Origin of the sequence: Halobacillus campisalis, assembly GCF_030345335.1 — a bacterium.
Classification (GTDB): domain Bacteria; phylum Bacillota; class Bacilli; order Bacillales; family Halobacillaceae; genus Halobacillus_A; species Halobacillus_A campisalis.
In genome coordinates, this window is the sequence record NZ_JAPVRC010000007.1 from 162966 (window position 1) to 183675 (window position 20710).

Below are 20710 nucleotides of genomic sequence, written 5' to 3' on the forward strand. Positions count from 1 at the left end.
TTCTATGCCGTTCCTTTTATTATTTTCTTTTGTTCTAATCGTTTAACTAACTCTTCAGCTCCGCCGTGAATATTGCCAATTCCGTAAATCGTCTTTCCAGTCAGGAATGGCTGAAGCACGCGGACAATCTCTTCCGTTTCATAGCCTTCCAGATCCAATAGGTTTCGAACAGGCAGGGCGCCCTTTTTATAGGCATCAACAATCGGCCCTGTCGTCTCTCCCATCAAAATTAACGTTTCACACGGAAGATCAGGCAGCACTTGCTTCGCAAACTGCTCGGTTCGATCGACGCGGTCCTCCCTGCAATTCATAATAATTACAGGAGCTTCTGTCGGATAGCTCAGTTGCTTGACGCGCTCCCAAATGTTCAAGGTTGAAGTAGGGTCATTGGCTGAGAATCCATTGACCAGGTAGCTCGGGTTGTGGCGGTCACCAATCGGAAGAATCTGCATCGCTCCCGGATCGGGCCACGCTTCTAACATCCCCTGCTTCGCCGTTTCATGATCGATCCCTAAAATATCCGCAACAGCCAGGGCTAATGCGGCGTTTTCCGGGAACACCATGTATTCGAATTTTTTCAGAAAGTTTTCAGAAACGAGAGATGTATCACATACGTGAACCTTCGTATTACGCTGCGCCGCAATTTCTTTAAAATGAGGCACAAACGAGCTTTCGTTGACAATCAAGTCGCCATCATAAGGGATCGCTGCCCCAAATGAATCGGCCACCTCTTCAAGCGTCGGACCTAATACGTCCATATGATCCTCTAATACGTTCACAATCAGTCCTATATTCGCCTTCAGGAGCTCCTCCTGGAAAATAACCTGATAATCCGGTTTTACCGCCATGCACTCACTCACGAGCGCATCCGCATCTAACTCCACCGTTTTGTTCAGAACCTTCCGCTGCTCTCCGATATTTGGACCTTCCATCCTTCGCTGGATCGGCTCCTCCTGCGCATCAAACCAGTACAGCATACGCGCATCCGTGCCTGTCGTTTTACCGACGGTCTTATATCCAGCCTTCTGCAGGACTCCGGTGATTAATCGCGTCACCGTCGACTTCCCGCGAATACCGTTAACGTTGACCCGCACAGGAATACTTTCTATGTTTCTGTTATTCTTAAACTTTTCTTTGGCTCCAAGAAAAAAAGCGATCAAACCCAGTAATAAAATAATGCTTAGTTCAACTACCATATTTACCTCCATGCCATTGTTTAACTTTATTTGGATGACAGCCTGTCAAAGTATAAACATTCATTAATCCGCAGACCAATATACTAGAAGATAATTACCCCAGCGTTACACATAAATTAAATTATGTATCATACTTGTTACACAAAAAGACGGAATTTTTCGAGGTAAATGCCCCATCCAATTGAACAGGTATGGAGTTCGCTTCCTTTTTTTCCATTTAAATTACATTTATATATGAAATGAATCCTAATTTTACAGTTTAATCTACTAAACCTCCCTTTCTTATGGAGGATCACGCCTGCTCCAAAAATCCCCGTAAGTGCAGGAAAATAATTATTAGATTTTTTGGTGTTTTGAAATAATCAAGGAACATTTTGGCTATGAAACTACTAATTGGAACTACTCTCGTAGGGGTTATGGGTGAAAATGCAGATGAAATTCAAAACCCCACGCTCAGTAAATTACTGAGCATGGGGTTACGTACGATTTTATTCAATATAATTGGTGGGTGACCTTATCTTTGAAATTAAATGCAACAAAATCAAAATAACAAGAAACGAACTTGCACAGCTACCCAGATAGAAAACATATGATAAGTGGATGGGATGGAATGGAGGAAGATCATGTATTCAAATCAATATGGTTTAAATTATTATGATTATTATCGGATGCCTATTGATAATCACCTTATAAATGATATTCAGAAAGCCATTAATGCCGAGTATAGTGCTGTTATTTGTTATAAGAAATTGGCCAATATGGCACCTACAGAGGACGAAAAGAATAGAATTCTCGAAATACAAAAAGATAAAAAACGTCATCTTAAAGAATTCAACAGAATTTATAAACATCTAACGGGAAAAGATGCAGCTTTCCAAATTATCGAAGAATGTCCAGTCAAGTATAAAGCAGGAATTGAATTTGCTTTTAAAGATGAACAAGAAGCTGTTGATTTTTATTTAGATATTGCAGATAAAGCGCAAGAGCCCATTATTAAAGAAAGATTCCAACGTGCAGCTGCAGACGAACAAAACCATGCTGTTTGGTTTTTGTACTTTCTAAATCAACCACAGGTAACACACAACAATCGGCAAGTTAACAATTATGGTGCTGAAGGGGCATTAAGTGTATCCGCATTAACATTACCTCAAATGTTGACATATGCTCTTCAAGACGAATATCTGGCTCAAGCAAGATATGATAATATTCTAAGGAATTTAGGATATATTCGTACTTTCGAACAAATAAAAGAAGCTGAAATGAGGCATATAAATGCTTTATTACCTCTATTTGAACGATATCAGGTACCTTTGCCTGAAGATAACTCACAGTCATTTGTTACAACTCCAGAAAGCATTAAAGCTGCATATGCTGCTGGCGTTCAGGGGGAAATAGACAATATTGCTATGTACGAAAAGTTCTTATCATTTAATATTCCTACTGATATTCAAATCGTTTTTTCTCAACTACGTAGTGCCTCTTTAAATCATCTTTCAGCGTTTGAAAGAGGTCTTGCAAGAATTTAGCCAATTGTACATTAACATTTAAAAAGCTTCGTGAGTACAAAAAGCGATAGCTACTGTGCAGCTATCGCCCCTAATACATAAAGCACTTGAAATCAAAACAATTTGATGATTACAAGAGTTTTGCCATGTAGTACTCATCAAGCCATTTACCGTCTATTAAAAGTGAGTGTCTTTTCGTTCCTTCAATTTCAAATCCCATTTTTTTATATAGTGATAAACCTGCTTCATTCTTTGTTACTGTTGTCAGTTCCAGCCTATGCATATTGTGATCAGCAGCCCACTCCTCCAACTTTCTAAATAGTTCAGCACCTATTCCCTGGCCCCTGTATTCACTTAAAATCCCAATAACTATGTAAGCTGAATGATTATTCCTTTTAGCATTTCCACCAAAAGCTAACAAGTATCCCACAAGTTCCCCACGGTTTTCAGCAAGAAGTATCGTTGAATTTTCTTTTTCTTGAACACTTCTAATCATGTTAAATTGATTTTCAGGAGTAAGAATTCTTTCTTCTGGTTCCCAAAGCATATAATATGAACTACCTTCAACTTGTTTAGTTAGAACAGAAAATTCTTTTGCATCTGTTGCTTTTATTTCTCTAACTATCATAACCTCTCTCCTATTTCACTCATAATATTGTAGAAGTATCCCTTCTTCTTTCTGCAAAGTCTTAAGGTGTTTATTTATCCTGGTTCATTAGTGAAAAAGAGATTACACGGGAAGATTTAAGATATCCCTATTTATCCTCGAGTAAATATGTTCTCGACGGAAGATAATAACTCCACACATGAAATGGTATGGAGTTCATTCGTTTACTCGTGTTTTCTTGCTTCCTTTTCCTCAGAAGTTTGTACGACCGGTTCATCCCACGGATGGTTCGGGTAGATCCCTTCTTCAATTACCTTCCTCAATAGCGCTTCATCCCTAGGAATAGAAAATTCTATACGAATTGAAGTGACTGTCGTTTTAGCTCCTGCCGCTCCCTCTGTAGGAACTGCCTCACCTGAAGGGACAAACTGCTCCATTCCATCTTTGGACTGCCACATGACGTTTCTGTAATTCCCGACTTTTAAGTCATCAATGGACAGAATACCCTGTACTACTGCATCCAAATATTCTGGAATGACAAATGTTTTGACGCGGTAAATATCAACCAATTTCAATCACATAACCTCCCTTTCCTTCATTTAAACACTAGTATAATCCACGACGATGAAAATTAGTAATTATTTTAAAAGCCTTGTCTCTTTTCCCGACTTAAAGTGTTTCATTGTCATTTACTATTCTTCTCTGCCCTTTAATAACTCCTAACCGTAAACTATGTTAAAGAATTACCTGCAATAAATCTTCTTCTATGTATGCTTGAGACCAATGATACGGATGGCTTCTTTCAAAGTTAAAGCCTTTAGAGTAGGCAGGAAAACTAAACAACGTATAAACACTTGGTTGCCGCCTAGTGATCCCATGGTTATTTCATGGTAATTTTCGAGTCTTTCAGAGCTATATAATTTTCTTAATCAATCAGAGGGACTATAGATTTTTCTGCACCAATGATCAGGTACATAGGTTTACTAACCCCATTGTAAAGTACCACAACCTTGTTCGTTCAGGTCCTATGATAATTATCTTATTTTTCTAATAATTAATGAAGGACTGTTCACTTTGTGCTATTATAATAAATGGAAACTATTTCAATTGGAGGTAAAATATGAATAAAAAATTTTTAGTGAATTCCACGCTTGCTGGTATCATGACTTTCTCTTTATTTACACCCACGGCTTTTGCTCACGATATGTTAGATGATGTTGGGGTTGAAAAAGGCGCACATGAAGCGGACCTAAATGAAATCCCTAAAATTGAAGGAGACAAGAGTCTTTCGAATTGGAAAGAAGTTGCAGCGACGCCTCTAAAAGAATATGACGGGGTCGAAAATAATACAGCAGACGTTTATTCTCACAAGGGCTATGCTTATTTAGGCACACATACGAAGAACGGCGGAGAAGGCGGAGTTCGAATCTTTGATATGAAGGATCCTAAGAACCCTGAAGAAATCGCTAAGTTTGCAGACGACATTCCTGGCACGTGGCAAGAAAAAGTGATTGTTAAATCTGTAAACACACCTGAATTCAAGGGAGAATTAGCTGCTGTCAGTGTTCAGCAGTTAAATAGAAATAACCCCGATTCTAAAGGCGGCTTCCTTTTATATGATGTATCTGACCCACATAACCCCGAAAAACTTGGCTTCTGGGAAATGGACAAGCGTGTTCCAGGAACCCATGAACTATACTTAACGGTACAAAATGGCAAACCATTTGTACTATCAGCGAACCCTTACGCCGACTACTATACCCATGGGGAGAATAAAGATTTTGCGTTAGTAGACGTCTCGGATCCAAAGCAGCCTGAAACCATTTATGAATTTGATCCCCGTACACTCCCGGAAGTATCAGATGACTTTAATGGCTATCACTGGGATTCCCCCGATGGGAAAACAAGACCTGTTTTCAACCATAGCGCCATGGCCGATACCAATGGGGACACGGCCCTCTTATCCTTCTGGGATTTAGGAACGATCATTCTCGATATTTCTGATCCTTATAACGTAAAATATGAAGGCCGTACAGATTACGCGCCAGATGTACAAGGCTCTGCTCACTCTGCAGCTCTAGCTAAGGGTGGAAACGTGTTGATTGAGACAAGAGAAGTCTACAACCCTGTTAAAGAGGGATACGAAGAATCGTACGGATACACTAGAATTTTTGACATTAAGGACCCTGCTAATCCAAAAGAACTAAGTACATTTAAGACGGATTTAGTTGATAACGTTGAAGATGGCATCACATTTGCCAACACGGTTCACGACCCTAAAGTACATGGCAACACCTTATACCTATCTCACTATGCAGGCGGTCTTATTGCAGCCGACATTACAGATCCTGCAAATCCGGTTCAAACGGGACAATACCTTCCTGAAGGAGCTTATTTCTGGGGCGTTGATGTAGATCGAAACTATATCCTCGCTTCTGATATGGATAACGGATTAAAGGTCTTACAGAAAAACAACGGCAAATAAACAAAAATTGCTTAGGCAAGGCAGTTCTCAGGCCGTAGAGACTTTCTCTACGGCCTGAGCTGTTTTCCCAACTTAAATGATAATTGGAGTTGTCGTTGTGATGACAACTCCTTATTCTGTTCTTGCCCCTTTAGCAGAAGACTAAAAATAGAGATAGTTAGAGTGGCTTTAATTTCACTGGAAATACAATTAACAATAAGGACGATATACATAACCAAGAAAAATGTTTCATATTCATCCCCTCTCAATATTACCTATTCTGCTCGTAAAAATGACCATCTTTATTGAACAAATGCCCACTGCATCTAAAAGAAGATAATGGGCATGTTTATTTCCACTTTTATGACCCAGATGGTAATAAACTTCAAGTACACTGGTAACCTTATAATAAATTTACTTACTTGATAAGGAATTGAAAGATTTTCTGATCTACCATGTGCACATATTAAGCTTTATTGGAGATAGATATCGAATAACTCACGCTTTATCAAGTCATCAATAATCATGCCGGTCTGGTAAATTTCTAAAATTAAATAAATCTATTTTCTCTTTATTTACCTTCTTATTATCTTGCCATTCAATAATTATATAAATATCACTAATGTTTTCAAGAGACATAGGTTCCACCTTTTGTTGCCCCCGTTGTAGTTTGAGTAATATCTGATTCACATCCCTTAATGGATTTCCCCTGAATGACCCTATTCCCATTATCTATTACAGCATGAACTCTAAGACTAAAGAAATCAGTATTAAACTCTGTTTTCTTTTTCATAGTTAGGTTTCCATTTCCTGCTTTTAAAGTGTCAGGTTTAAGCAAAATTTTATAGGAATCCACTTCCCAACTTTCACTTTCTCCGGATAATGATAAGTAATAATTATTTACCCTCTCTTTCTCACAACCTACAAGAAAAAATATAACTAATATTATACTTAAGAATATTACTATTCCTTTTTTTCGTAACGAAACACGTTCACCTCTTGATGCTATCATATCATTTGATACTTCTTTCTTAACTGTCAGGTTAGGGAAAAACGATTATCTCTATTGAACAGTTTCTCCCGTTTAAGCAAGACTCGGTTTCAAGGTTTCGTGCTTTATTCTTCAAGTAACCAGATTCCCTAGGATGTTAATTCTTTCTCAGTTCATCAAGAATTTCCTTTAAGTATTCATTTCTTTCTTGTGTTGTACGTAAAATAGTGTTCAAAAAATATATGGCGAAGCCTATTATTCCTATGTAAAAAAGCATATTTAAAAGCCAAAAATCAAAAAATGCTCCATTTAAATCCCCCTATTTCTTGATTTCTTTTTTATTATTTTCTCTTTGTTTCATAAAAGCTTCCATTAATTTAAAACTAGAATTCAAAATTATAACTTAAATGTTTCAGCTTCTGTTTCGGTTAACTATTTATCAATTGCTTTAACAGGAAAGTAGTACCCATAGCCAATTTTTATGCAGGGAATTTTACTTTCAATAACATCGCCATCTTTTTTAGGTAATATCTTTTCTAATTATTCGTTGCTTACTTTAGTTTAATATTCGAAATCAAGACTTGTTAAGCATTATGTTCCTGGCCCGTAGCCCTTAGAAGTAACTACTAAAATATTTAAAGCAATTCTACTATCTCAATATGAAGTTCAACTCTTTGTTAATCTCCTCTTTAGTCCAATTCATCAGTTTTCAACTTTTTCTGCCAAACGCACAGACCACTACACGCTTTTTCCATATGATAAACAGAATACTAAATGAAGGAGATGTTAATATGGCAAATGGTTTTTTGAGAGATTTTGTTCAAATCATCGGAATTGCTGATCCATCACAATTCCCAGTCATTGGCGAAGACACACGTTACACGCAGTTTTCAGTTCTAGAGAGGTTGATGATCCCAGAAGTTAAACCGGATGTGGAACAAATCAACACACTGCTTATTGAAGCAGAAATTACAGGCACACGAAATATTTTCACACCAGTGGGAGTGAAAGTAGTAGTTGAAGGTATTCTCCGTCAGAAGGTGATTTACACAGCTTTAGTCGAAGAACAATCTGTTCACTCGGCTCACTTCGAACACCCTTTCTGTACGTTCATTGATATCCCGCTGGATATTCCTGAGGGAGTAACCGTACCAGCTTATCTCGCTTCTTTAGGACTTTCGATCAACGATATTCTGGCTTCAGAAGTAAACATCCTAATTGAAGATGTTGAAATCAATCTTCTTGACCCACGAACCGTAAGTAAATGTGTGATATTGTTTGTTTATGCAGACCTTAACCCTGATTTATTCCCATTAACATGTGATTGCTCATTCAGTGCTACAGGACTTACCGCGGACGTTACAGCACCTGTATTAGGAGATGTAACAGCTACTTTAGATGTAGGCATTTGTCCTGACTGTGATCCAGACGGAAGCTTTATCGACCTCACTTTAACTCCTTTAGTCGGTCTACCATTGAACATTGCAGTCGGTTCAGACTTGATTACAGAAATTACTTGCAGCCCTGACGATACCACTCTAACAGTTTTGGCAGCCGGTGTAGATGCAGGTTTACTAGGCACCAACGTCGACTTATCACTAGTCATTGATGAGACAGCTAACACAGCTACACTTGTCCTTTCATCAGGTGCTGTAGAGATCTTAACAATCCCGATCACGGACCTACTTGGTAACACAATTACGCCATGCCCATAAAATTTAAAAAGGAAGGATGAAATAACATGGCAGATGGAGTTTTAAGAGATTTTGTTCAAATCATCGGCATTGCCGATCCAAATGAGTTCCCAGTTATCAACGATGATAATCCAAGCACCCAAATGGCGATCCAAGAGAGGTTAACTATTCCCGATGTTAAACCAGACGTGGAGCAAATTAACACACTATTAATTGAAGCTGTGGTAACCGGCACAAGAACGATTTTCACGCCTACAGGAGTTAAAGTAGTCATTGATGGTTTTCTTCGACAAAAAGTAATTTATACCGCTCTCGTTGAACAACAGTCCGTTCACTCAGCTCATTTCGAACACCCTTTCTGTACGTTCATTGATATTCCATTGAATATTCCTCAAGGACAGACGGTAGAAAGCTTCCTTGCAAGTTTAGGTCTCTCTTTAAACGATGTACTTGCAGGCCCGGTAAATGTTTTGATTGAAGATGTTGAAATAAACCTTTTGGATCCACGAACAATTAGTAAATGTGTAATTATCTTCGCATATACAACGGTCAATGAGGCTTTAGTGCCTTTTCTGACTTAAGAAGAATGGGCGCCTCTTTTCTTTGGGCGCCCATTTTCTTTATGAGGACACACCGGAGAACATTAATTCCATATACTGTTTTTAGTAACCGTTAAAGGAGTTTTTATATGTCCTCCCTCAAACCGAATGAAATGATTTCATATGCAGGTATTGCAACCAATAATGAATTTCCCGAATACCCACTTGCGTATAAACAGTTTACAATTATCGAAAATGCCTTTGTTCCTAAACCCAAACCAAATATTGAGGAAATAAACAAAGTAAGCGCTTCGGTCCTCATTATTGAAACAAAGGTAATTGAATCTCCATACGATACAAAGCTATTAGTAAGTGGAGTGGTTAAACAGAAAATAACATATACAGCAGAAAAACCCGATCAACCCGTTCACAGCTTCCATTTCGATATCCCATTCTGTGAGCTCGTTATTTTAGAGAAAAAGAAAAAAACCCCTCCTCACATCGATGTGAAAGCTTTTATTGAGGATATTCATGTTTTTTCGACTTTGAAAAGGAAAATTAAAATTTGTAAAGTCCTATGCCTGTGTGTCATTAACGATCCACCTTATCACCCGGAACCTAAACACCCTTGTGATTACCATAATAAAAGATAAAAAAACACTAAATATATGATTGATACTCACAATAACTCTAACCTTCTAATATATTATAAATAACCACATATATTTCTCTACCTACCGTTCAGTTCATTACTGATCGGTAGGAATAAAATGACGCATAAGCTTCCTTATGCGTCTTAAGAATAAATATCTCTATTTAAAACCTTCCACAATCCGACCCTTAACTTGAAGACTCAGCTTCTAGATAACCGTCTATTATAAAACAAATCGTCAATCTTCCTAACAAATATTTTTGTTAAAGATTGTCTATAGCTAAACCTGCTTTTTTGAAAAAGTCGTATGTTCCTCTCCTCACATTGGTCTTTATAAACAGAACCATATTCACCCATATACAACCAACCGAAGATAAAAGTCAGACTTTTCAGTGTTTTTTGAGTTGGCACGATTCTTGCATATTCATAATCGAGAGGTAAATAAAGAAGGGAGCAAATTCTATGAAGGTAAGTAAGCTTATCATGCTTGTGCTAGTGATGGTCGTCATCGTTGGTTCAGGAACATCCAGTCTTGCAGCTAAAGGAAAAGATGATCCCGCTATTAAGGGGAGCCTTGTCATTGCCGGGGGATCACTTGGGACAAGCAATGTGGAGGTGTATGAAGAGTTCATTGATTTAGCTGGAGGTGACAAGAATGCAAAAATCGGCATTGTACCTGCCGCTTCAGGATCTTTGAAATCCACTGAAAAATTTAAGGAAGATTTGATTTCTTACGGAGTAGAGCAATCCTCGATTGAAATCCTCGAATTATCTTCCCATGATTTCAGTGGAACAGATGAGAACGAGAGAAAATGGAAGAGTAATGCTCAAAAGAACAAAATGGTAAATAAAATTAAAGATCTCAGCGGAATTTGGTTCGTCGGTGGGGATCAATTGAAAATCACCGACACTCTTCTAAAGAAAAACGGTAAAAAGACAAAAGCTTTGGAAGCGATTTAGGATATTTATGAGGATGGAGCAGTTCTTGGGGGGACAAGTGCCGGAGCCGCCATCATGAGTGATGTCATGATCACTGGTGGAGACAGCCTTGGCGGGTTCAACCAGGAATTCACTTCAGAAGACGTTTCCAATGCTGACGAGGAGTATGCACCCGTTTATATTGAGGAAGGTCTCGGGTTTTTCCAATGGGGTATTGTCGACCAACACTTTAATGAACGGTCACGCCTGGGCAGACTAGCCGCTACAGCTTTGGAGTATGAGACACAGGGAAATTATGCTTACGGTATTGATGAAGACACAGCGATGGTCGTCCATAACAAGGAACAAACCATTGATATCATAGGAAAAAGCACCGTCGCAGTCATCGATCCATCTGAAGCTGAAACAAAGGGAAAAGAAATCGACAATCTTGATCTCAGCTTCTTATCCCCCGGAGATCAAATAAACGCAGACGATAAAACCTTCAACATCAACGAAGACAAGGTTTCTACCACAGGATACGAGTATTTCAACTTTGATCCTCTCCCGGCAACTGGAGTACTCACGTCGTATGGTACATTACCAAACTACCTTTCTTATTCACTTGTCGATAACGAAGCCGCAAATGAAGTGAAGAGTTATCTTTACGACAGTGATGGCGAAGGTTTTCAACTGAACTTTGAGCAGAAAGAAGAGACGGATGGGTTCTGGGGCTATCAGGATGGCCAGAAGGATTCTTATTCACTAGCTCATGTGAAAATGGATATTGAACCTATTCAGATTAATTTTGAAGAAAATAACCAGGCCATTACAGATTACAACACCTCCACATTCAGCGTACCTGACATTTCATTCAATCCTGAAACCAAAGGCAGCTTAGTCATGGCAGGTGGAGCTTTAGGCAGCTCCAACGAAGAAGTTTACGATGCATTCATTTCAAAAGCTGGTGACGATGCCACCATCGGAATTATCCCAGCAGCAAGTTCCAGCTTAAAATCTTCAAATACCTTTAAAGAAGATTTGATCCATTATGGAGTCGATGAAGAGAGCATCGATATCCTCCCTCTTTCCAATCACGATTTTAGCGGAACAGAAGAAGATGAGAGTGAGTGGTTGAAAAATAGAAATGATCAAGAATTAGCGGAAAAAATAAAAGAATATGACGGCATCTGGTTTGTCGGAGGCGACCAAACGGATATTACAGCGACACTATTAAACGAGGATGGTACCCAATCGGAAGTTCTGGAAAGCCTTTGGTCCATTTATGAAAAAGGCGCTGTATTAGGCGGCACAAGTGCCGGGGCTGCCATCATGAGTGACGTGATGATTGCTGGAGGCGGAAGCCACGATACGTTAGCAAAAGGGTTCACCGATACGTACGACGGCATGTCCCAGCAGGAAGGCGGAGCCTCCTACTTAGAACAAGGATTAGGTTTCTTCCCGCACGGCATCATCGACCAGCACTTCGATAACAAAGCACGGTTAGGGCGATTGATTGCCACTACCTCCGCTCACGGTAATGAAGAGGAGTTCTCTTACGGCATCGACGAGGATACGGCACTGATTTTCGATAACCAAACAGGAATCCTTGAAGTTGCAGGACGCGCCGGGGTGTCCGTTGTCGACCTGTCAGAAGCTGAGAATTCTGATAACGCCCCCTCCTTATATGAGGACATCCAATTATCATGGATCACGTCGGGAGATACGTTGGATCTGAACACAAAGACTTTCACAATCAGTGACGCTAAAGTTTCGACAAAAGATTATGAGTACTTTGATTATGAAGCCGTCCCGCATTCAGGCGTGCTCACCCCTCACCCGACCTTGGCTAACTTTTTATCTTACAGCCTTCTGGATAACTATCGCGAAGACGAAGTGAAAAGCTATAGTTTTCATGAAGGAAAAGGATTTGAGTTAACATTTAGTAAAGAAGAAAACACAGAAGGGTTTTGGGGATATCAAGATGGGAATAAAGATGATTATTCTTTCTTGCATGTGAACATGGATATCCAGCCGGTTGAAGTTGATATTGCGAAACAAAAATAATTGATCTCTTCATCCTCGGTGTTGATGTTCTTTGTGAAAAACTCCGAAGAGCAGTATTGTTAAGAATAGAGGAAGGGGGGATGGGAACCACTCGTCGTTTCCATCCCCCACCTATTACTTTCTTTCATGATCCAAAGGCAACTTCCCCGCAAAAATAATGAAGTACGCTTTCTCGTAAAAAGGCTTCAGCCTACCAGTCCATTTACTTACACACAGGAGCGCAGCTGAATATGCTTTCGCTGCAGAAACCTTAATAAGCTTTGAGTCCTCTAGTAATTATCTGCCGCTTCATCATGAGCAACCACCTGCTCACGATTCAAATCCCGACTTAGCCCCAAAAATACCAGGCTACTCAATTTCAAATTCTACAGCCAATTGTGTGGAAAGCTCTGTATTTGCCGCTTCGAATGTTTTTATTACCCTATAGGTGCCTGAGCTTACATCAAGTCTTGCTAAATCGATTTCCTGAGTATGCGTTTTGCCTGGTTCTAGCTGATATCCGATCATTTCGAAAGACTGGTCTCCCGATATGTTTTCCCATGCTCCGGAACTATACTTTTCTATAGAATAAGGCTTGCCGAAGTTTAAGTGCGTAGGTCCCCAGTTCTCTACTTGAATTTCCAATGTATCATCTGCTCCTAAAACTTCTCTTTCTGTATACATACGAGCGTTTAACTCTTCAGGCGGTACGTGATAGATGGCTACATCGGTATCTAAAATTTCATGATCTTCACTTAAGACTTCTTGACTGTAAGTGTAAACCGCTCCTTCTTTTTCAGGAAGCTGCACCCTCAGCTTTTCACCTTTTGTAAAGACTTCTTCTTTTACGACCTCAATTTCTTCTAAATCCTTTCCTCTTTCAACGAGTTGGACGCGAATTTTCTCGTTCGGAAAAGACTCGTTAGTACCCACTTTTGCACCTGGGTCCACCCTATGATAAGTGGTCGTTAAATGAATTCCTTCAAAAAATTTATTTGTGTATGGTTCATACCCTGCTTTTTCGCTTATCCCCTCTGTGGTCCAATCTTTATAATCAGTCATGCCACTCTCAGCGTCAGGCTCCCCGACTTGATTGGGGATATTGTTTGATGCTCCACCGTTTTCTGTCATCGTGGAACAGCCGGTAATAAGTAGTAATAAGATAATCACCCTCATACCTTATCCCTCCTTATTAAGACTTCTTGAAAAACTTCAACTAAATCAAATATTGTATGGCAGCTGCTGAAACACTGCCATTCCCGCTCATCATATAAATGAAAGTAAAAAATCCCCTTCGAACATGCAGCTCCCCAGAATAGAAGATATATGATTTTAAAATTAGTCATTTGCTCTAAAGTTAAAAGAGCAAATGACTAATGAGTAAAACAAAATTTAAAAGGTTCTATTATAAGGGTGAATTACCTTTAATTCATATAGCGATATTCCATCAAGCTATTCAACATATAGACTTCCTGCAGTAGTTCTTCTCCTACATTCGTTTCCAGAACCTTTTTTCTCTCGAGCTCTTTATCAACCAGTCGTTTCACCGATAATACATCTGTTCCATTAAGCAGGACGTCTTCTTTGGAGTTGAAGTGTTTATGGGCGACTAGCTGCATGCCGTACGAGTTGTATAACAACGTATAACCAGCTATGCCTGTGGTAGATTGATAGGCTTTAGAGAAGCCTCCATCGATGACGATCATTTTTCCGTTGGCTTTGATTGGATTTTCTCCGTCTATTTCTTTGACGGGGGTGTGTCCGTTTATAATGTGTCCTTGTTCAGGGTTAAGGTCGAATTCTGCCAGGATGTTACGGCAGATGTCTTCTTGTTCCCGTAAGGTGTAATAAGGGTTTTTCTTTTCTTTATGAGATTGTTTATCTTTAATAAAATATCTTTCGAAGGTAGTCATTTCTCTTTTACCAAAGAGGGAGGAATATTCACCTGTCCATAAATACCAGACCATGTCTGTTGCGAGATCGTCTGTCTGTTCTGGATTAGCAAAAGCGTGACGCAAATAATATTCAAAAATATCCAGCAGGTCACGGCCACCGTAAGTTTTGTTTTCGATCGTCATTTTTTCCATATTTCCTTTTTCGTCTAAAGGAATACATCCGTGAATCAACAGGTTTCCGTTATATTTCAAATAAAGGCTGCCTTTTTTCATAAGGAAATTCATATGTCTTGCCAGTTTTTCCGAGTGTTGGATAGAAAACAGCAGCTTGTCGATGACTTGTTCTTCCTCTTCTAACAGCTGATCCGGTCGCTCTGGATCGACAGTTGCGAAGCATGGGTTATCAAGCGGATATGTGTTTCCGTGAATCGTAATTTCGTTGTTATCGTAATCCACTTTCTCAAGCAGTCGTCTCTCAGACATATTAAAGTACGATCGTCTCTTTATGATCGGGCTTTCCAGCTTGAACTGAATCATGGCAATGGCTTGGTGAATTTTTGTAATTTGATCTTTTTCCTGCGTCGATTGTTTTTCGTCTGAATCTACTTTTGGCCTAAAGGCTGGATGGTCATCGTAGTATTTCTCCGCAAGGTTGAGAAGGGGCCTAAGGTTGATTCCATATACGTCTTCAATAATGTCTAAATTATTGTACCTGGCGCAAATACGAAGAATATTGGCTAGACAAACCTTTGATCCGGCAAACGCACCGATCCATAGGACATCATGATTTCCCCACTGGATATCTACAGATGGATAATTGATGAGAGTTTCCATAATTTTATCAGGTTCTGGTCCACGATCATAAATATCACCGACAACGTGAAGATGGTCGACTACCAATTTCTGCGTCGTATAAGAAAGCCCGATGATGAGCTTGTCAGCTTGTCCAAGCGAAATAATCTGCTGGACAATTTTTGAATAATACGATTCTTTATTGATGAAATCATTCGTTTTGTACAGCAGTTCTTCTATAATGTACACAAACTGCTCGGGCAGCGCTTTCCTTAATTTCGAACGAGTATATTTGGAGGAGGCATACGAGATGAGCTTTATCATCCGTTCGATGATTTGTGAGTACCATTCGTTCAATTCTTTCGTATTGTCAAAACCGTTCTTTATCAGCTTGATTTTTTCTTCAGGATAATAGACTAATGTCGCAAATTCATCAATTTCCTTATCGGATATTTCATCCTTAAAAAGGTCGGTTATTTTCTCTTTTACTCTCCCTGAACCATTTCTAAGTACATGTTGAAACGCTTGATACTCTCCGTGCAAGTCGCTGACAAAATGCTCTGTCCCTTTTGGCAGATTAAGAATGGCTTTTAGATTAATAATTTCAGTGACTACTTTTTCTTCCGTATCATATGTTTTAGCCAGTAAATCTAAGTATTTTGAGTTCATTTATGTATCCCCTTTCTAAATTGATTACTGTTAACTCTTTTCACTTCTTATTTTACAGGAGAAATATTAATTTGAACCCTAATGGTTAAATTAATTCGCAAAAACCGCTGAAAAATGTACAAACACTTCAGCGGTTGCTTTTAATCTATCAGCTCCGTTACATTTCCTTGTTGTTTTGTGATAAGTTATATCGAGATATTTCGATGTTTTCCGTTACTAATAATGGTGCTTGAAGGTCCGGGAAATCACTCGCTTTCCTTGGGCGTACGGTGAGCTTCCTCGGGCTAACGCCCTGTGGGATCTCACCATGTACTGTTCTCCCATCTCTTACACGTAAATTACTCTAGAGCCATAAATCAGTTCATAAATCTTATGGGGGGACGATCCAGCTCCAGCGCTTAGCGGCTATTGAGACTTCCTTCACTTCTGGACGATAAGTCAACAACGAATCTCTCCGTTCTTCGTGTTTCCTTTATCTCCGACAGCTCAGTCCAGTCCATACGCCGCTGACCAAAGCGCTTCCGCTTTTACAAAAGGAGTCTTGCAATTTCCCGGACCTTCTTGCTCTTATGAGGATAACGGAAACATCTGTGACCACGCTTCCCGTAGTAAACTGGAACTGTGCAGAATGGAACTTTTTCTGTATCACTTATGAAAGGCTTCCTCTGATGCCCGAGGGTTCGTTCATTTCATATCGCATGGGGTGGATTGGAAACGACGAGACTCCCGCGGGAGATGGTCCTAGGCGAGATCCCACAGGGCGAAGCCCGAGAAAGCTTGCCAGGTCCCCCGCAGGAAAGCGAGTTGTTTCCCATCCACCCCTGCTCTTCATAAGCTAACGAACCATTGGTCCAGAAATGGGTCAAACAGAACTCACCTATGAAAATGATTTATAAAATGGAGTATTCGACGTCGTCTCTCTCTTTTCCTACCGTCTCCATATAATTGCTGCCCCACTCATACATGGATTCTAAAATAGGAATTAATGTTTCACCGTGTTCCGTGAGCGAGTATTCAACTTTTGGCGGTACAACTGGATAAACTTCGCGGTGAATGAGCCTGTCCTCTTCCAGTTCTCTGAGCTGTTTTGTGAGGATTTTTTGTGTAATGTCAGGAAGCAGACGTTGTAATTCTCCAAATCGCTTTGTGCCTTCTTTTCCTAAATGCCAGAGGATGATCATCTTCCATTTGCCTCCGATTAGAGACAATGTGAGTTCTTTTTCACAATTGAATTGCTGCACTGGTTGTCTAGTCAATCGTCTCTCTCCCATCGTATATCTATTGCACGGTATCATTATGGATACTAGGTGTTTTAAAAGTGCGTACTATTATTATACTACTAGAGCTTATACAATGGATACTGTGACAAATCATCATACAACAAGGAGGCTATTATTACTATGAGTCGTTTTACGATCCCACGTGATATTTATTTCGAAGAGAACGCCCTGGAAGTACTAAGGGAATTTGAAGGAAAAAAAGCCTCATTAATCATTGGGGGAGGTTCCGTTAAACGAAACGGAAACCTTGAGAAAATTCAAGAACATTTGGCAGCAGCCAATATAGAAACAGAAGTGTTAGAAGGTTTCAATACAGAACCAACATTTGAAATGGTAAAACAAGGTGCAAAAGATCTTGAATCGTTCCAGCCGGATTGGATTATCGGCATCGGAGGCGGATCCGCGATGGATTCCGCTAAAGCGATCTGGCTCTTTTATGAAAACCCGGACCTTTCTTTTGAAGACGCCATTAAGCCTTTTGAGCTTCCACGTCTTCGTACAAAAGCGAAATTTGCCGGTATTCCTACTACAAGTGGAAGTGGATCTGAAGTTTCCAACCTTTCCGTAGTAGCCGACGAAACAACAAATGTTAAATATCCATTGGCAGACTTTGAACTGACGCCGGATGTCGCAATTATTGATCCAGTCATGATCGAAGAACTGCCTAAACACATCGCTGCTTATACAGGCATGGACGCATTCACGCACTCCATCGAATCTTATGTAGCTAAACCAAGAACCCTGTATACGGATATTCTTGCGCTTGGCAGTGCAGAAGTAATCAAAGATAACCTGCTTGCTTCCTATCAAGGCGATCAAGAAGCAGCTAAGCAGATGCACAGCATTCAAGCTATGGCTGGTATGGCATTTGCGAACGCAGTACTAGGTAACGTGCACAGCCTGGCCCACAAAAGCGGCCCGACATTCGGCATTCCACATGGTTATGCCAATGCCATCTTCCTGCCGTACGTGATTCAATTCAACCGTGCTGTAGTTGAAGATCGTTTTGCTGAAATTGCGCGCCGTATCGGACTTGAAGGAAAAACAGATGCTGAATTGACAGATTCACTTGTTGAGTATATCTATCAATTAAACAAAGACCTTGGTCTTGCCACCACACTCCAGGACTTTGGCGTATCTGAAGAAGATTTCAACAAACACCTTGATACGATGGCAAAAAATGCAATGGAAGATCCATGCACAGGTACAAACCCGCGTGAAACTTCCGAAGAACAAATGAAAGAGCTTTATAAAGCTTCATTCTACGGACAAGAAGCTTTAGTAAAAGCATAATGATGGATAAAAAGACGGAGCTTAGGGATATTCCTTAAGCTCCGTTTTTATTTATCGAGGAGTTATAATTTGATAGATTTTCAGTAAGCGTTAAATTCAGTGTTGATATTTATACAAGCTCCCTACTCTGAATACTTAGTTTCAAGATGTTCGGACTGATTCCAAATGGAGTAAGAACTGGACGTAAAGAGGCTATCACGCGGGGTTGACTTATCCTTCGATACCGGTGGTGGGCATTCATTTCACTTAAATGATTTCTACTTATCCCCCACCTAATTTTTGTTATTCAACGTTAGCTTTATAATATTCACCATAATGGTGGTTAAAACAACAATCGAAAAACCAGCACCTTACATTAAAATAAAATAATTAGAGTCATCAGCAGCATTGCTTGCTAGCAATATTATAGGAATTAAGGTTATTATCGGCCAAATGAATCCATGCCCTAGAGGTAATTCCTTTTTCCTTTTCTTGGAGGTGATATTACTTGCTTTGGCCATCCAGACTCCTCCCCATAAACGTTTATCGCTCATTAAAATCTTCTATTTCTCCCTTTCAAGCAGTTCATCTAATTTTTGTTCCATTCGATGTAATTGTTTATTTTTATTCTTGTCCCTCTTTACATAAGAGACAATCCCTATTACTACAGCCACAATAATAATGAAGAAAAACAATTGAAACATTATATCTCCTACATGAAAGCTGTCTGTCGTTAATAATAAGAACATGTAGACCCCTCCGTTACAGACGTGCAACATACTGCACGATTAAATGAATTTTTCTGTTATCTCTTTTATTCCATTCAAATGGCTAATCAATGAGATTCCTGCAAAACAAATGGTTGAAAAACTTAGCAGCAGAACTTTTTTCAGTGATTTCCCTTTAAGGTAATCCACTCCTACCCAATAGATCGCTACAATTATAGAAGCAAAGAACATGTGATAGTGCATCTTCTGGGATGCGATTTCATCTACTAACCATCTCATTTTCCACTCGTCATCTTGTGTAGGGGTATAGGTGATTCTTTCTTCTTCGATTCCCAATGCGTTATGTGGCTGAACGGTCACCGCATCATCCTTTTTCTCAACTACGTCGTAACCGAGCGGTGAATATTCGAGTGGATAAGCCAGGACGTAGGACAATGCGAGTGCAACCATCAGAAATGCAGTGTAAAGAAGGCCACGTCTGATTTTATTCAGTGTCTGTTCAGTCATCATTAACCTCCAATAAAGCTCTGCCTTTTATTATCTAATCATCGTCATTGTCTTCATATCCAAAACCAGATTTACCCCAGTAGTAGAGAAACGCTGCTGGTGCGGCAATCATTAAGATCCCGATGATCAAATTCATTGAACTCCTCCTTAGTTTTTGTGAGCTTACTTTCTATACGAATGAGGAAGCATTGAGTTTCACTCGCCCTGGCTTCCTTCATATCTCGAAATGAGGGAATACGGTGAAATGAAGTCTACACAACAAAAAAATCCCGCCTCAACTTTTGAGACGGTTTTTTCCTTCAATGTAAGTATGGGGATTTTCTTCTGTAAGTAAGCGGATGAATTCTGCTTCATGCTTCGGGGATACCTGAATCGTTTGATGATCCCCATACAGAATATCCAATCGATCAATAGAAAGCGCAGGAGCTGTAAAGGGATTCCTGGTCTTGCCGAGTTTCTTTATTTTTTCAATCGATATACTTTTTCTGAATGGGCCGTAGCTGATATGAACCTTGCCCTTTTCAATAGTATAACCGGTTCTAAACCATATCCATAGAAGCAGCCCGATGATTAAACCTGAGACGATATACCCGGGTATACTATTATATCTGATCAGCTGCCAACCTTCAGGCTCACCTCCAATGATATACATCGTCAGGATAAAAAGAATAATACCCCCGAACATGATAAGAAACCAACCATCTTTTTTTGAAGAAAAATACAGAGGGACCACTCCCTTTATTGAAAGCGTTGTTAAACGATTTTGAAGACTCCGTTTCGAGACTTTTGGAGGAGATGGTGGCTTTAGATTGGAAGATGCTCGAAACTACTTTCAAGTGCAGGAAGTTTCCAAAACTAAATGCTATAACCACATCAATGGAGTGTGATGCCCCCGTTATTATTAAGAAGCCTCTTATTCAAGCGATTTCGAAAAGCAGATGTATGTTAGGGGCGG

Annotated in this window: 20 protein-coding genes; 9 read left to right on the forward strand and 11 right to left on the reverse strand. The window is 39.7% G+C overall.

Annotation, left to right across the window (positions count from 1 at the left end):
- Positions 1-2: 2 nt before the first annotated feature.
- Positions 3-1196: a poly-gamma-glutamate synthase PgsB gene (pgsB, locus tag O2Q26_RS14870; RefSeq protein WP_289216654.1), complete on the reverse strand. Its 1194-nt coding sequence runs from the start codon at positions 1194-1196 to the stop codon at positions 3-5.
- A 380-nt stretch (positions 1197-1576) separates the two neighbouring features.
- Here pgsB and O2Q26_RS14875 point away from each other — a divergent pair, with 380 nt between their 5' ends.
- Together O2Q26_RS14875 and O2Q26_RS14880 are read left to right on the forward strand one after the other, a co-directional pair.
- Positions 1577-1708, forward strand: coding sequence for a hypothetical protein (locus tag O2Q26_RS14875; RefSeq protein ID WP_289216655.1), 132 nt, complete (start codon positions 1577-1579; stop codon positions 1706-1708).
- A gap of 111 nt (positions 1709-1819) precedes the next feature.
- Entirely contained in the window at positions 1820-2722 is a 903-nt protein-coding gene (locus tag O2Q26_RS14880; protein ID WP_289216656.1) for a ferritin family protein, read from the forward strand.
- 109 nt (positions 2723-2831) lie between these two features.
- Here the strand turns inward: O2Q26_RS14880 and O2Q26_RS14885 are convergent, their stop codons facing one another.
- Complete coding sequence (locus O2Q26_RS14885; RefSeq protein WP_289216657.1) at positions 2832-3329, reverse strand: GNAT family N-acetyltransferase; 498 nt, start codon at positions 3327-3329, stop codon at positions 2832-2834.
- 203 nt (positions 3330-3532) lie between these two features.
- Positions 3533-3883 carry a YqfO family protein gene (locus tag O2Q26_RS14890; RefSeq protein ID WP_289216658.1) on the reverse strand — a complete coding sequence of 117 codons (351 nt, stop codon included), beginning with the start codon at positions 3881-3883 and terminating at the stop codon, positions 3533-3535.
- Positions 3884-4428: 545 nt separating this feature from the next.
- Between O2Q26_RS14890 and O2Q26_RS14895 the strand changes: the two genes are divergently transcribed.
- Positions 4429-5793 carry an LVIVD repeat-containing protein gene (locus O2Q26_RS14895; protein ID WP_289216659.1) on the forward strand — a complete coding sequence of 455 codons (1365 nt, stop codon included), beginning with the start codon at positions 4429-4431 and terminating at the stop codon, positions 5791-5793.
- A 607-nt stretch (positions 5794-6400) separates the two neighbouring features.
- Here O2Q26_RS14895 and O2Q26_RS14900 read toward each other — a convergent pair.
- A complete protein-coding gene (locus O2Q26_RS14900) occupies positions 6401-6784 on the reverse strand; it encodes a hypothetical protein (RefSeq protein ID WP_289216660.1) in 384 nt (127 codons plus the stop codon).
- A 770-nt stretch (positions 6785-7554) separates the two neighbouring features.
- Between O2Q26_RS14900 and O2Q26_RS14905 the strand changes: the two genes are divergently transcribed.
- The 5 genes from O2Q26_RS14905 (at position 7555) to O2Q26_RS14925 (ending at position 12633) form a co-directional block, all read left to right on the forward strand.
- A complete protein-coding gene (locus O2Q26_RS14905) occupies positions 7555-8478 on the forward strand; it encodes a DUF3794 domain-containing protein (protein ID WP_289216661.1) in 924 nt (307 codons plus the stop codon).
- 26 nt (positions 8479-8504) lie between these two features.
- On the forward strand, positions 8505-9038 hold the full coding sequence (locus tag O2Q26_RS14910) for a DUF3794 domain-containing protein (RefSeq protein WP_289216662.1): 534 nt from the start codon (positions 8505-8507) through the stop codon (positions 9036-9038).
- 107 nt (positions 9039-9145) lie between these two features.
- Complete coding sequence (locus tag O2Q26_RS14915; protein WP_289216663.1) at positions 9146-9649, forward strand: DUF3794 domain-containing protein; 504 nt, start codon at positions 9146-9148, stop codon at positions 9647-9649.
- 461 nt (positions 9650-10110) lie between these two features.
- Entirely contained in the window at positions 10111-10608 is a 498-nt protein-coding gene (locus tag O2Q26_RS14920; protein ID WP_289216664.1) for a type 1 glutamine amidotransferase family protein, read from the forward strand.
- Positions 10609-10611: 3 nt separating this feature from the next.
- A complete protein-coding gene (locus tag O2Q26_RS14925; RefSeq protein WP_289216725.1) occupies positions 10612-12633 on the forward strand; it encodes a cyanophycinase in 2022 nt (673 codons plus the stop codon).
- Between the two features lie 348 nt (positions 12634-12981).
- Here the strand turns inward: O2Q26_RS14925 and O2Q26_RS14930 are convergent, their stop codons facing one another.
- The 3 genes from O2Q26_RS14930 to O2Q26_RS14940 form a co-directional block, all read right to left on the reverse strand.
- On the reverse strand, positions 12982-13788 hold the full coding sequence (locus tag O2Q26_RS14930) for an immunoglobulin-like domain-containing protein (protein WP_289216665.1): 807 nt from the start codon (positions 13786-13788) through the stop codon (positions 12982-12984).
- Positions 13789-14036: 248 nt separating this feature from the next.
- Positions 14037-15968, reverse strand: coding sequence for a fructose-1,6-bisphosphatase (gene fbp / locus O2Q26_RS14935; RefSeq protein WP_289216666.1), 1932 nt, complete (start codon positions 15966-15968; stop codon positions 14037-14039).
- Positions 15969-16858: 890 nt separating this feature from the next.
- Positions 16859-17224, reverse strand: coding sequence for a winged helix-turn-helix transcriptional regulator (locus tag O2Q26_RS14940; RefSeq protein WP_289216667.1), 366 nt, complete (start codon positions 17222-17224; stop codon positions 16859-16861).
- Between the two features lie 144 nt (positions 17225-17368).
- Here O2Q26_RS14940 and O2Q26_RS14945 point away from each other — a divergent pair, with 144 nt between their 5' ends.
- The gene (locus O2Q26_RS14945; protein WP_289216668.1) at positions 17369-18541 is read left to right on the forward strand and encodes an iron-containing alcohol dehydrogenase; all 1173 of its coding nucleotides are present in this window, start codon (positions 17369-17371) and stop codon (positions 18539-18541) included.
- 350 nt (positions 18542-18891) lie between these two features.
- Here the strand turns inward: O2Q26_RS14945 and O2Q26_RS14950 are convergent, their stop codons facing one another.
- The 4 genes from O2Q26_RS14950 to O2Q26_RS14965 all read right to left on the reverse strand — a co-directional run bounded on the left by O2Q26_RS14950 (position 18892) and on the right by O2Q26_RS14965 (position 20440).
- Complete coding sequence (locus O2Q26_RS14950) at positions 18892-19041, reverse strand: hypothetical protein (RefSeq protein WP_289216669.1); 150 nt, start codon at positions 19039-19041, stop codon at positions 18892-18894.
- A gap of 42 nt (positions 19042-19083) precedes the next feature.
- The gene (locus O2Q26_RS14955) at positions 19084-19269 is read right to left on the reverse strand and encodes a DUF4083 family protein (RefSeq protein ID WP_289216670.1); all 186 of its coding nucleotides are present in this window, start codon (positions 19267-19269) and stop codon (positions 19084-19086) included.
- Between the two features lie 39 nt (positions 19270-19308).
- Entirely contained in the window at positions 19309-19755 is a 447-nt protein-coding gene (locus O2Q26_RS14960; protein WP_289216671.1) for a hypothetical protein, read from the reverse strand.
- Positions 19756-20029: 274 nt separating this feature from the next.
- Complete coding sequence (locus O2Q26_RS14965) at positions 20030-20440, reverse strand: PH domain-containing protein (RefSeq protein WP_289216672.1); 411 nt, start codon at positions 20438-20440, stop codon at positions 20030-20032.
- Positions 20441-20710 lie beyond the last annotated feature (270 nt).